10 protein-coding genes are annotated in these 14,335 nt (G+C 32.1%); 7 read left to right on the top strand and 3 right to left on the bottom strand.

From position 1 onward, the window contains the following. The first annotated feature begins 978 nt into the window (after window positions 1-978). The 5 genes from DRF75_RS02225 (at window position 979) to DRF75_RS02245 (ending at window position 6,449) form a co-directional block, all read left to right on the top strand. Window positions 979-1,653 (top strand): DUF3023 domain-containing protein, encoded by a 675-nt coding sequence (locus tag DRF75_RS02225; RefSeq protein ID WP_129992586.1) that lies wholly within the window; start codon window positions 979-981, stop codon window positions 1,651-1,653. A 411-nt stretch (window positions 1,654-2,064) separates the two neighbouring features. Then, entirely contained in the window at window positions 2,065-2,181 is a 117-nt protein-coding gene (locus DRF75_RS02230) for a DUF3023 domain-containing protein (protein ID WP_129992587.1), read from the top strand. An 861-nt stretch (window positions 2,182-3,042) separates the two neighbouring features. Continuing rightward, entirely contained in the window at window positions 3,043-3,795 is a 753-nt protein-coding gene (locus DRF75_RS02235) for a DUF3023 domain-containing protein (RefSeq protein WP_129992588.1), read from the top strand. Between the two features lie 332 nt (window positions 3,796-4,127). Beyond that, window positions 4,128-5,972, top strand: a complete 1,845-nt coding sequence (gene typA / locus DRF75_RS02240; RefSeq protein WP_045171486.1) for a translational GTPase TypA — start codon at window positions 4,128-4,130, stop codon at window positions 5,970-5,972. Between the two features lie 168 nt (window positions 5,973-6,140). Next, complete coding sequence (locus tag DRF75_RS02245; protein WP_045171487.1) at window positions 6,141-6,449, top strand: hypothetical protein; 309 nt, start codon at window positions 6,141-6,143, stop codon at window positions 6,447-6,449. Window positions 6,450-6,519: 70 nt separating this feature from the next. Here the strand turns inward: DRF75_RS02245 and nuoI are convergent, their stop codons facing one another. From nuoI to DRF75_RS02260, 3 genes are read right to left on the bottom strand one after another with little or no spacing between them, the layout of a single operon-like run. Next, entirely contained in the window at window positions 6,520-7,023 is a 504-nt protein-coding gene (nuoI, locus tag DRF75_RS02250) for an NADH-quinone oxidoreductase subunit NuoI (RefSeq protein ID WP_045171488.1), read from the bottom strand. 7 nt (window positions 7,024-7,030) lie between these two features. Beyond that, on the bottom strand, window positions 7,031-7,741 hold the full coding sequence (gene lepB, locus DRF75_RS02255; protein WP_045171489.1) for a signal peptidase I: 711 nt from the start codon (window positions 7,739-7,741) through the stop codon (window positions 7,031-7,033). Window positions 7,742-7,755: 14 nt separating this feature from the next. Beyond that, window positions 7,756-8,211 carry a HesB/IscA family protein gene (locus DRF75_RS02260; protein ID WP_045171490.1) on the bottom strand — a complete coding sequence of 152 codons (456 nt, stop codon included), beginning with the start codon at window positions 8,209-8,211 and terminating at the stop codon, window positions 7,756-7,758. A gap of 70 nt (window positions 8,212-8,281) precedes the next feature. Between DRF75_RS02260 and DRF75_RS02265 the strand changes: the two genes are divergently transcribed. Both DRF75_RS02265 and DRF75_RS02270 read left to right on the top strand, forming a co-directional pair. Next, a complete protein-coding gene (locus DRF75_RS02265; RefSeq protein WP_045171491.1) occupies window positions 8,282-9,475 on the top strand; it encodes a deoxyguanosinetriphosphate triphosphohydrolase in 1,194 nt (397 codons plus the stop codon). A gap of 226 nt (window positions 9,476-9,701) precedes the next feature. Further along, window positions 9,702-14,165: an ankyrin repeat domain-containing protein gene (locus DRF75_RS02270; protein ID WP_129992589.1), complete on the top strand. Its 4,464-nt coding sequence runs from the start codon at window positions 9,702-9,704 to the stop codon at window positions 14,163-14,165. Window positions 14,166-14,335 lie beyond the last annotated feature (170 nt).

A 14,335-nucleotide genomic window follows, 5' to 3' on the forward strand; every position in this document is an offset into this window, starting at 1 on the left:
ATGCATTTAATTGTGAGACTTCGTCAGAGTTTTGTGAGCTTTATGTTTTAAGAGTTAGAAAATGTCAAAACTTCAGTATTTCATATGTATAACTGTGCAGTATATATTTAGGTGTGTGAAAAAGAGTAATGTCAGGTAGTTTATTTATAAGAGTAGTCTGTAAGAATTTTACTGTATGAGTAAGTACAAATGATTAAGTAAAACTTAAAATTTAATGATGTTATGCAAATATTGTCTAATGCTAATAATTGATGCATTTAATTGTGAGACTTCGTCAAAGTTTTGTGAGCTTTATGTTTTAAAAGTTAGAAAATGTCAAAACTTCAGTGTTTCATATATATGAATGTACATCTATGTTTGAATACATGATTTAAAAGCATAGTATCGGTTGGTTTGCTTGATTATAGTGTTTTTGAGGTTCTATAAATTAGTGTAAGTAATGAGTTGTATATTTGGTGTATTCTAAGGATAGTCTGATGTAATAATTTGTAGTTATGAATACTCTCTAAAATTTTGTGAACTTTAGTGTAAATCTTACATTACTGACATGTACAGTATATATTCTTGTAATTATTACTTATGTTTCTTAGACTGTGCTGTTGATTTACTTGGTAATAATGTGTATAGAATTTCATCGCATTTGTGAGTGTGTATTAAGGAGTACATGCGTACAGTTATTACTTACATTGCACTTGTTATTCAAGTTTGAGATTGTTGTTGATTGGTATATAAATGTTTTATTATCTTGTATGAAGTAATATTGGATTTTACATTAGTGAAATCTGTGGTCATGAAAATAGTAATCTTATAGTTGAGCTGTATGGTAGTGACTTATATTGTATTGGTGCTTATGGAATAGTAGAAGTTCAGGATTAAGAGTAAATGTATGTATTTTCAAAAGAAAACAAAATATGTAGTATTATATAATAAGATAGTAAAATATATAGTAAAAGTGTTATTAAATAATGGTAATTTTGTATGTTAAGTAATGAGTATTTGAAGAAGAGAAGAGCACACAATAATCAGTTATGTGAGATCTTAGAAGGTCTTGATACCATGGATTTAAAGGCAGCTTATCCAATAGGTGTTATGGGAAATGATGGCAAAATGAAAGTACAGGTTACTAGCAGTCATCAAGATAAAAAATTACCTCTTGCAGGGGGAGTGGGGAATACATTATTTTTATTGAAGTGTAGGTTGCCGTATTCTACAGTAGAAGACAATGAAAAGTTGCAGCAATTAATTGGCGGTAGGCATCGTTATTTGGCTGATTATGTTAAGTTACATATGTACTTTTTAGTAGAAGACAGCAAAGTTGAAGATTTTTTGCTACGTGCGTCATTAAATTTGTCTAGTAGTGTACCATATTTTTCAAATTTTGGTAATTATGGTCATTTCATATTAGCTAGACCACGTGGAGGTACATATGATGATGTTTTTGATGAAGCGAGAGATTTAAAAGACGTTGCAGGACTTGATGCAGATTTTATGACAGAATCAGAATTTCGGAATTATATGCACACGCAATCATCTTCTAGTGCGGTGGGAGGTGGCTCTGTAGGGAGTGCTGACGAGTTAGCACTTCAAGTAATGACAGAATTAATGAGTATTTCCATTACAGGTATTGAAAGTGTGTTTCCTGATATTAGTTAATATATAAAAGTTGTAATATAGTGTAAGTTGTTTGTTATTTTTTTAGTAATTAATTTTTATTTTTATATAGGTACACTATGGCAGTTTTTTCTAAGATCTTGTAGCTATGTAATGTTTGTACATTTGCTTTAATTATTTTAAGATGTGTAAGCTGTATATTAATGAATTACTAATGCGGTAGTTATAACATGTTTTATGTTGAAGATCATTAGTTGTTATAATAAACACATATTTGTCAATAGAGTATTATATTTTTTGTTCAAGTTTATGATTGTGTAAAATTCTCTAATCATAGTAAGTACATTTTTTATATATTTGATAATAAGAGTTTAGATAATGAGTGAGTGGGAAAAATAATTTATATGTTTTATATAACACGTATTACTAATTTGAAAGAAAGAAGTGTACATAATGGATAGTAATAGTTATCAAGGAAGGTTGATTATACGTTCTACTAAAACGCATAAGAATGGTAAATTACACATTAAGAATAAAACGAATAACGTGTTTTTGTTGGAGCATCAGTGATTAACTGTTTAAAAGATCCATTATTTATATTGTAAGTTTTCTTTAAAATAAAATTACTTAGTGTAAAGGTAAAGATGAAGCTTAATATTAGATAAAGTGAAGTTAATGAGTAAAATGTTATAGTAGCTGCATATAAAGTGTATAAATCATGATAGTAGTATAAATGTTATCTATGCAAGTGTGTGGATGTGTTGGTGGTATATTATTTAATGAATATTTATGTTTATTACAAGTTGTAAATCTAAAGTAAGATTTTGTTAGTGGGAATTATGCTGTAGTTTCTTCTTGATATGAAGCATGAAAGACGAAGAATGTGGCAACATAATATGTATAGTATGTAGAATTATATAACGTAATATTCAGTCTGTACCCAATTACTTGTATCAGATTTAGTAGAATTGAAGAAAGATTACTACAGTATTAAAAACACTATTGATTGGGATAAGTTATCAAAGTCAATGATTAAAAAAAATTAATAAATTAGCGTTAAAATTAGTAGTGAGTTTATTGTATAGAACTTGAAGTTCTATATATTTATGCTTTGTATAATGTACAACTTTTATGATACTATATAAACTTATTATGTTATATGAGTGATGCTGTAGTTTGAAAATAGTTATATTTGTTTATTCTGAGTTTGAATTTTAGTCTATGGAAATTTTTTATGATGTTGTGTAAGTATTCATGTAAATCTTGAATTAAAAAGTTTGATGTATTAAATCATAGATATCTTTTGTATATTTATTAATTAGTGTTGTTTAATTAATACTTTAGCTTAAAATTTTAATACTATAATGCTATACCTTGAAAAATCTCTTTATTGTTTATGAAAGGAAAGTGTAGTAATTTATTGTGTAGTATATGTTATGTAATCAATATTTAGACGCGCTTGAAGGTTGTAATAATAGTTTAACTAGAAAGCTATTATCTGTTAAAATGGTACAGTTAGCTTCAGTTTATAAAATAGGTGAAGCTACTGCTGATGGTGTAGTGCAAGTAACGTATAGCAGTAAAGGCAAATGTGTACCTATTAAAAATAAAAATGATGTTGACAGTTTATTTTTACTTCATTGTAGAATACCTACTAAATTTATAAGAGACAAAGGATTAATTGACTTAGTTGGTAAACATTGTGAAGATTATGTAAAACTTTCGTTATACTTTTTTGTTGAAGCTGAAAAAAGTAAACTTTTTGTTGAATCAGTATTGGAAAAAGTTGATAAGCGTAATGGTAAGTCTTTTTGTGGGTTGTTCTCTAAAAATAAACCTAAGTGTTTTCATATGTCATGCATTAGTGGGTATGGTCATTTAGTATTGGCTAGAGTTGTTGGAGGACCTTGGGATCATTTGTTTGATGAAAGATTGTTCTTGCGGCGTTTTTCAGGAATAAATATAAGATTTTTAGAAGCAAAATCTGCAAAGAATAAATCTTGTTGTACATGTTGTTGTATAACAAGGGGTAGTAGAGTAAATGACACAAGTTCAGAAACAAAAAGTGAACTACTAGGTAAAGATGTGTCTGTAAGGGGGGGAGGGGAAATGGTGCTAAGCAAGTTATCAGACGTTACTGTGTTTGGTAGTACGCGTTCTCTGAGTATTGAAGAAATACAGTAAGCATATTTTTAATTTGTTAAGTAGAATATGCATGTGATACGACTGAAATAAAAAAAAGAGTTAAAATATCTATGTTTTAACTTAAGCAAATGTTATTAATTAATAAGTGAGAATTATTAAGCAACTAGAATAACATTGTTTTATATGAATGTAATACTAAAAATTTGTAGTGATGTTTTTATAGATATTTAAAATAATGTTTGTCTCAAGACATCACATTGTAGTTTTTATTTTTAATAAATATATACAAATAATTATTAAATCAGTATTTGTTGATTAACAACATGTGTGTTATAAGTTAATGTGTAGAATTTTAGAATTTAAGAGATATTATGTTATCGCAAGGTGATTATCAGTCGATATGTAATTTAGCCATCATTGCCCATGTTGATCATGGAAAAACAACGCTGTTGGATGGTATGTTGAAGCAGAGTGGTACATTTAGAGAAAATCAAGATGTAGCTGAAAGAGTAATGGATAATAATGATTTAGAGCGTGAACGTGGGATTACTATTTTAGCAAAATGTACGTCTGTTATCTGGCAGGGTAAGAAAATTAATATAATTGATACACCAGGTCATGCAGATTTTGGTGGAGAAGTAGAAAGAGTGTTATCGATGGCAGATGGTGTACTGTTGCTTGTTGATGCATCAGAGGGGCCTATGCCTCAAACAAAGTTTGTCCTGTCGAAAGCATTAAAAGCTGGGTTGTTGCCAATAGTGATTATAAATAAAGTTGATAGACCAGATAGTAGGATAGATGAAGTATTAGATGAGGTGTATGAACTATTTATTAATTTGGATGCTACTAGTGAGCAGTTAGATTTTCCAATATTATATGCTTCAGGAAGGAATGGATGGTGTATTAAAAATTTATCTGATAATAGAGAAAGCTTAATTCCTTTGTTTGAAGCAATTGTTCAGTATGTTAAACCTGTTGCTTATGATGCTAATGCGCCATTTAGCATGTTGCTTACTTTATTAGAATCAGATAAGTTTTTGGGTAGGATATTAACAGGGAAAATATATACTGGTACAGCACGTGTTAATGATGGTGTTAAAGTTTTAAATTTATCTGGTGAGGTTGTTGAGTATGGTAAGCTTACTAAACTTTTGGCATTTTCAGGATTAAAGCGTATACCTATTAAGGAAGCAAAAGCTGGTGATATTATTGCTGTAGCAGGTCTTGAGAAAGCTTCTGTATCTGATAGTATACTTGATGGCTCCATTAACTTTCCTATTAAGTCAACACCTGTTGACCCTCCAACTATGGCAGTGACTATTGGTGTCAATGACTCACCATTTGCTGGAACGGAAGGTATAAAATTAACATCTACTGTCATTAAGGCAAGGCTTATAGCTGAAGCTGAAACAAATGTTGCTATTACAGTTAAAGAAACAGGGCAGGGTGATGCATATGAAGTTGGAGGAAGAGGAGAACTTCAACTTGGGGTATTGATAGAAACGATGAGAAGAGAAGGTTTTGAATTATCTGTATCTCGTCCTCGTGTTTTATTACGAAAGGATGATAAAGGACAGGTTTTAGAACCTATAGAAGAAGTTGTAATAGATGTAGATGAAGCATACAGCGGTGTTATTATGGAAAAATTGAGTTTCCGTAAAGGTGATATGCGGGATTTACGTCCATCTGGGAAAGATAGAGTAAGAATGGTATTCTTGGTTCCATCACGTGGTCTTATAGGTTATCAAGGAGAATTTTTAACTGATTCTCATGGTACTGGGATTATGAATAGATTGTTTCATAGCTATGCACCTTATAAAGGAAATATTCCTACTAGAAATAATGGTGTACTCATTTCTACTGATAAAGGTGATGCAGTAGCTTATGCAATATTCAATTTGCAAGATCGTGGTGTTATGTTTATAAAGCCGCAAGATAAAGTATATTGTGGTATGATTGTTGGACTTCATAATCGTGAAAATGATATTGATGTTAATGTATTGAAGGGTAAACAATTGACTAATATAAGAGCTGCAGGGTCAGATGAAGCAGTAAGGTTGGTTCCACCAAAGATAATGACTTTGGAGGAAATGATAGCATTTATTAATGATGATGAGTTGGTTGAATGTACACCTAAATCTGTTCGTTTACGTAAAAAATATTTGGATCCTAACGAACGTAAGCGTGCTTCTCGTGCTAGTAAAAATATGATGTGATTTTTATATGTCATTCATTATAATGTGTGTGTTATTAAGGAATTTTGTATTTAAATAAAGGTTTAATTTTTATTAACTAATTACTTTAATATATTGTTGTAAAGTAAAAATGTAGAGATTTGTAATGGATAATCTCCTATAGAACTATGAATACATATAGGAGGTTGAGTGTTTATATTAAATGATATTATTGAGATAAAATCACAGATAGTCAATATTCTTAACATACAAATAAAATATTTAGAACAATCGGATCTTGCTACGGTAAAGGATCTTCAATGTATAGAGAATGTGTTAATAAATCTGTTGGATTGTAAACATAAGAAAGTTAAGTCTAGTATGAATGTTATATTATCTTCTAAAAATCAAGAGACAATTGAATTATTAAATAGTGTATGTTTAAATTATAAAAGGGTACTAGAAGTTAGAAACGACCTACTTGTTAATACGTTGCAAGCCTTAAAAGCCTGCGGTTAAACCTTATAAGCACTAGAATTAGTAAATAGCCTTATAATCAAGATACTATTCTGTATTTGAATAGTGCAAATTAATAAAATTGACTGTTCTTTTTAATCCTGAAATCAATTGCTTCTTCCCATACTTGACCATTATAAAGTAACTTACTTTTATTATACATAAGTTCTTCTCTTGTTTCTGTCGCATATTCAAAATTTGGACCTTCTACTATTGCATCTACAGGACATGCTTCTTGACAAAAGCCACAATATATGCATTTTGTCATATCAATATCGTAGCGTACTGTACGACGACTACCGTCATCACGTTCTTGAGCTTCAATTGTAATTGCTTGCGCTGGACAGATTGCTTCACATAATTTACATGCTATGCAACGTTCTTCTCCATTTTTGTATTTACGCAATGCATGTTCCCCCCTGAATCTTGTACTTAATGGACCTTTTTCTAATGGATAATTTAGTGTTACTTTTGGTTTGAACATATAACGTAAGGTAATATACATACCTTTACAATTAATGATAATACTGTGAACCAGGTTTATAATGGGAGATAAAAATTTTTTCTTACAAATCATGATAAATCTAACTAATAGTATGCCATATTCTATCTAACCTTATTGCAAAAGGTAAAAAGCGAATTTCAGACTTTTTAAATGATAATGCTACTACATGGGCTTTACCTACAACATTTTCAAGTGGTATATAACCTACATCTGTAATGAACCTACTGTCTCTTGAGTTATCTCTGTTATCACCCAATACAAAAACATGACCTTCAGGTACTTTATATAGTGGTGTATTATCAAGTGAACTATCTTGAACTTCATCTAATACTTCATGAGTGTTTCCATTATATAATGTTTCTAGGTATCGTGTAATTGCTTTTCCATCATCATCAATAAAGTCATCTAATTTTTCGTACTTCATTTTGTTTTCATTAACATATAAAAAACCATTGATAAGCTGTATTTTGTCACCAGGTACCCCTATGACTCTTTTTATGTAATGTAAATTTGGTTGTTTTGGTGGACGAAACACAACAACATCACCGGCTTTTGGTAACTTGGAAAAAATGCGACCTGTTATTATTGGTAATGAAAATGGGATAGAATACCTACTATACCCATAGCTGTACTTACTAACAAATACATAATCTCCTACTAATAGCGTACTTTTCATTGACCCGGAAGGTATATGAAACGGTTCAAATAGAAAAGTCCGTAATAATAATGCAACTGTTAATGCGCAAAATAAAGTTAAAACAAATTTAACGAAAGAACCGCGTTTTTTCAAAATTGTACCATTACTTATATAGAGAAGCTATTACCACATCCACATTTAGACTTTGCAATTGGATTATTAACAATAAATCTTGATCCATTAATGTCTTCAACATAATCTATTGTAGAGTGCTTTAGAAGGTCATTTGATGCTTTATCTATTAATAATAAAGGTTTTCCAGTTTCTTCATCAAAAACAGTAAACTGTGCACTGCTTTTACCTTCTAACTCATCTTCATCATCGTACTCTTCGTCATCGTCTTCATCGAGGAAATCGTAATCATCATCTTCATCATCCTCATCATCAGCAAGTAATGTGTTGATGTTGGCAATATTGAAGTTATATTGGAATCCTGAACATCCACCTCCAGAAACAGATAAGCACAACAGAGAACCTGTATCCTCTTCTTGGTCAAGTAGGTGCTTAATTTTATTTACAGCGTTTTCTGTAAGTGTTAAGTCTGCACTCTTTAAGTTTGACATATATACAATACCGAATTAAAAACTAACAAGTGAGTATATCATACTTTTTGTCTGTGTCAAATTATAAACTATGTTAGATCTAGCAAAATACGCATGTAATCCTGTTAAAACGAAAGGCAGGGTGTTTCATGAAGAAGAAGACCAATACTGCAACTGTTATCAGATAGATCGTGATCGCATTGTGTATTCAGGTGCATTTCGTAAATTACAGTATAAAACACAAGTATTTATTAATTATGAAAGTGATTATTATAGGACACGATTGACTCATAGTCTTGAAGTTGCTCAAATAGCAAGATCGTTAAGTAGGAAATTGAGATTTAATGAAGATTTAGCTGAAGCTATATCATTAGCACATGACTTAGGACATCCACCATTTGGGCATGCAGGAGAAGAAGCATTAAATGAAATGACTATGCATCATTTAGGGTTTGACCATAACATTCAAGCTTTAAGAATATTGACATTGTTAGAAAAGAGGTATGTAAAATTTAATGGTATAAATCTTACTTGGGAAACACTAGAAGGAGTTGCTAAGCATAATGGTCCTGTTACAGGAAAGAATAGAGTTAACTCAAGTAAGAAGATACATAAATTTATATTAGACTATGATTCAGAGTATAAGTTAGATCTTGATAATTTTTCTAGTGCTGAAGCACAGATAGCAGCAATTTCTGATGATATAGCTTATAATATGCATGATATTGATGATGGTATAAGGGCAAAGATTTTAGTTATAGATGAATTGTTAGAATTACCATTAATTGGAGAAGTGTTAAAGAAAGTGATAGATGATAATACTGATTTAAACGTATCTGACAATCGAATTATACATGAATTTCTAAGGAAGACTATTAATATTATGATAGCAGACATAATATCTCAAGTTACAACTAATATTAAGGAATATGAGATATCTTCTCAAGATGATATTAGAAAATTAGGTAAAATATTTGTTCATTTTTCTGCAGAAATGAATCAGTATAAAGTAAATTTACAGAATTTTTTGAGAGCTAGGTTGTACAATTACTATAAAATGAAGAGAGTGAAAAATAAAGTAAAGCGTATAATAAAAGAGTTATTCCAGGTTTTTTATGATGATCCACAAATTTTACCTTTTGACTGGAGTATAAAAGCAAGTGATGCTAACCTGATAGATAGGTCAATTGTAATTTGTGATTTTATTTCTGGGATGACGGATCGTTTTGCCATTCAAGAACATCGAAAAATTTTTGATACAACTTATGAAATGTTGTCATTCTAAGGCTTTATTTACCTTAAAGTAATTAACAGAAGATTGTAATTAAATATTTTGTTAAGTATATGTTGCTATCCTTTTAGTTGTATATCAATTTTATAATTACTTATTTAGTACCACTTTTAATAAGTAATGTTTACTGTTTGTGCAATTTAATTATTAAAATATTTATATTTTTATTTAAAAATATTAACACAATGATACCAGTAATGATTTAGTATGGGAAATTTTTATGGCAGATCCAAAACAAGGTGATTCACAAGGAAATCAAACCAATCCTGATTTACAAGGTGGTGATATTCAGAATCCAAATCAGCAAGATCAAGGTCAAGGTCAAGGGCAGGATCAAGATCAACAGGGAGCAGTTGGAGGTGCTGCTGGTGGGAATACTGTGCCTGACAGGGAAAGAGTAGCTGCTCCTGATACTGAAGATTTGTATACTGTAATTTTACCTAAAGATAAAAGGGGTGTTCCTGATGTGGATTTGGAAAGAAAGACTCCTACTCCTGAGCCAGTTGTAGAAGAAGAGGAGTTACCTCCTGAATTACCGCCAAGAACATATGTGCAAGAGGAATATGATGACGTTGGAGTTCCTGAGGATGATTTATCTATTTCTAGTGGGTCATATCAATCTACGATAGTACAGTCACCAACTGGTATGTATGACACGGTCTCTGGATTTGAGACACAAGCACAGGGAAGTTATGATGATGTAGGAGTTCCTGGAGGTGATACGTCTATTGATAGTGGATCATATCAGTCTACAATAGTACAGTCATCAGGTGGTGAATATGATACTATACCTGGTCAAGGACAAGGTGGTGATCAATCTCTGCCTAGTTCTCCTTTGTATGAGTCACTTGGTAGTCGAGCAAGTCTTAGTATTACTGAAAGACAGTTTTTGTATGGACCATATGTGTTAAGTAATGGTGAAGATGTTTTAGAGTTTGAAAATGGTACCAATTGGCCAGGAGTTAGGGATGCAGTTTTAACTGATCAACAAATTGATCAGGAGTTATTAGTTACTTCTGGGCCAGTACGTGATATTGCTGATAAGATAATTACTTCTAAAGGTAAGTTATCTAAAAATGAAGTAGAAAGTATTGTTAAACTTTTAAAAGATAATGTAGAAAACATCGGTGAACAGATTAATGAGCCGTTATATGCTGATATTGAAAATGTTCCTGTTGCAGGTGGTAGGAATGTAATGACATTACTGCATGTAGCTTATGCATGTAATGTTGATCCTGAGATAATAGCGGCTATAGAAGGTGTAAGTGATTCTCAAGGGAATTCAGGACTGGACGGTTATAGTGTTTTGGATAGTGAAGGTAATCTTCCTTTACATTATGCTGCACATAGTGCTTCCAGTGAGTTATTGAAGCGTTGTATGGATAACACACCTGATGGATTACATGATACTGCAAATTTTGATAATCACTCTCCTTTCCATATTGTTACACAGAATCCAAGTTGTTCTGTATTTGATATAACACAGTTTACACAACGTGATTTAGATTGTGGAATTGTAGATGCGGCGGGTAGAACTCCTTTGCATTTTGCTGCTGCAAATGTTAAACAAGATGTACTTTCGTTACTTGCAAAACATGTGGCGGATCATAATGAGTTTAAAGGTGTAATTACTCAACGTGATAATTTTGGAAATAATTTAGCTCATTATGCAGTTAGTAATCCGAACGTTAGTTTAGCAATGGTTAACTCTCTGAAATCTGCAGGAGTTGATTTGAACGAGCAAAATGTGAACGGTCTAGCTCCAATACATACTGCTGCTTCTACAGGTAGAGGTGGTGTAGTTGGTACATTTGTATCATGTGGTGTTGGCATTAATTCTGTAGATGCAAATGGGAATACAGCGCTTCATTTTGCTGTTGAACATGGTGGTAAAAGTTCGCTATTAACAGTGTTAAAACAGAAAGGTATTAATGCTAGTGCAAAGAATAACGATGGAAGGACACCTATGCATGTTGCTGCTGCTGGTGGAAAGGTTGATACATTAAAAGTTTTATCTTTGTCTAAAGCATATGTTGAGAATTTAGAAACTGTAGCTAATTCACTTGTTATTGCAGATAATGAAGGTGTTTCACCTTTACATATTGCATGCCGTTGTGATAACAAAGCTGTATTTCGTACATTAAGAAAAGCTTTTGAAACAAATTATCCGTTAAATGTTCTTGGTCAATCTTTAACACTAGATAAAAACGGAGGTAATACTGTAGATTTATCAAGTTTTTTAAATTCAGATATATTAGGTGGACCAAATTCAGAATTCATAAATAGTGTGCAATCAGCAGATTATATGTTGTCTCCATTACATGATGCTGTACGATGCGCTAATAACAATATATTACGGGATATTGTTAAGACTGCTGCTGTAAGTGGTAGAGTACACTTAGCAAGTGAACATGGATACAATTCAATGCATATGGCTGCTTTGTTTGGTGACAAAGAAACAGTAAAAATACTTGCCAAAAATGCTACGCCAGATGATCTTAATTTGAGTACTTCATCAACTCCTACTCCCTTAAACCTTGCATGTCTTCGGGGTAATAATGATGTAGTACGTGGATTGGTAAGTCAACCTGGTATTAACATTAACCAATCTATGGGACTTAGTGAAAACACTGTATTGCATTATGCAGTTAGTAGTGGAGATTCTGCTCTCGTGAAAAGGATATTAACTCGTTCTGATGTTGATGTTAATCGTGCAAATGTATTAGGTCAAACAGCTTTACATTTAGCAGTTGAAGGTGGAAATCCTCAAATAGTAAATTATCTTCTTAAAAGTGGTGCAGATGTTAATCGTCTGGATGATAGGGGTAACTCTGTACTGTTTAGTTCAGTAGTTTCAGGTGGAAAAGAAAGTGCAGTACTAGATATAGTTGATAAATTGATAAGCAAAGGTGCAGATATTAATTTAGATGGAGACAGCAGTAAAATTTTGAATCAGTGTGTAAAGTGTGGATATAATAAGGTATTAGATAGATTCATAGATCTTGGAGCTGAAGTTAACCAAGATAGTCAAATACGTCCAATGGTTACTGCTACAATATCTGGTAATAGTCATGCTGTCAAATCATTAGCTAGTGTTGGTGGAGATGTTAATGAAAAGGTAAATGATCCATCTAGCATGCATAATGGAAATCCTTTGATAATGGTTGCAGTTGCAAATGGTGATCTGAAGACTATTAAAGCATTAGTTAGTGAAGGGTGTAATGTTGGTCAAGCTGGACAAGGTGGAAACACAGCATTACATACTGTTGTTACTCATCAAGAGCAAGAATTTAAGCAGAGAGCTATAAGTAAATTAACTTCGCGTAATAGTATTAAGACTAATAAAGACATACTGACAGCTAAGAATGACGCAGGTGATACACCATTACATGCTGCTCTTGTGAAATCTGACACTCAGACTCCAGACGTTCAGTCTGCAGTTAATATGTTAAATGTTGTGCATCCTAGATACGTAAAGGATGTGTTAACATCGAGAAATAAAAAGGGGGAAACACCACTGCATGCTTGTGTTGGGTTAGATAGCTCAAAGGATAGAAAAGAGTTTTTATCATCTGCTATGTCTAAGGCTTCTGGTAGTCTTGGACCTGTTTTGTCAGCACAGAATATTAATTTTAGAACACCTTTACATGAGGCTATTCAAGTATCTGATTATGCTTCTGCAGAGATAATGATGCGTGACTTGTCTAGAAGTGAATTGACAGGATTATCACGCTTAACAGATGTTCGAAGAAATACAATATTACATCTTGGTATTCAGTCTTGTAATCAGGATTTAGCAAAGTACATCATTAAAGGTTTAGATAAATCTCAGTTACATGATGTGGTGAAATTGAAGAATAGAGATGGTGATACTCCTTTACATGACGCTATAAAAAATGGTGACTGTAGAGCTGCAGAATTAATATTAAAGAATTGTAGTAGAAAACATCTTGGTGATGTAATAAAAGCTCAAGATAGTCTTGGTAATACAGTATTACATAGTATGTGTGAACAAGTTCTAGTGAATCCAGAGTTAAAACCAAAGTTTGAGAGTTTACTTAAGTTAGCAGTGAAAAGGCTAGGTAGTCAAGATGCGTCTGAGATAATTAATACACGAAATGGCAATGGAGATACTGTTGCACATTGTGCTTTAACAGGTGATTTAAAAGGTGCTAAATTGCTAATCAAAAAGTGTAGCAGTGAGACATTCATGAACCCTAATAATGGTGGTCAATCCTTATCAGACTGTATTCCTCCTGATAGTAAATATAGAAAAGGTGGAATTTTTAGTAAGCCTTTAGTGCAGAAGTTAATGAAAGTTGAAGCGAAACTTGAAGCAGATCAAGCTGCAGAACTTTCTAGTATAAGTAGTGGTAGTTCTGTTGAGTCAGTAAGTGCTATTGATACTGTAAGTCAAGTATCTTTATCTACTAGTATGGTGTCGTTCCAAGAGCAAGCACAAGAAGCTACACGGTCTCCTTCTTTGACTCCAGGAAGTTCAACTGAGAGATTATCTGACTCTAGTATGCAAGATTTTGATCAGCAGATGCAAATTTTAGAGTCAGAAATTCAAGATATTGTTTCTGGGATACCACCTGTTAGTCAAGCAGCTACAGGTCAGACAGTATCTCCTAGTTCAGGTAAAGCTGCTAGTACACAACAACAACAAGAGATGCAGAGATAGCATCAATATTCTTGAGAATGTATTTCTAGGTGTATGTGAAGTGTAGATTTAATTTACAAAAGTTTAGTTCTGTTTTGTTATATGAACGTGATCTAAGTAGTGTTTTTGAAATGTAGATAGAATTGGAAATAGCAGATGTTATTAGTGGTTTACTGTCAGTTACAGTTAAG

This window comes from Ehrlichia minasensis, assembly GCF_004181775.1.
Lineage (GTDB): Bacteria > Pseudomonadota > Alphaproteobacteria > Rickettsiales > Anaplasmataceae > Ehrlichia > Ehrlichia minasensis.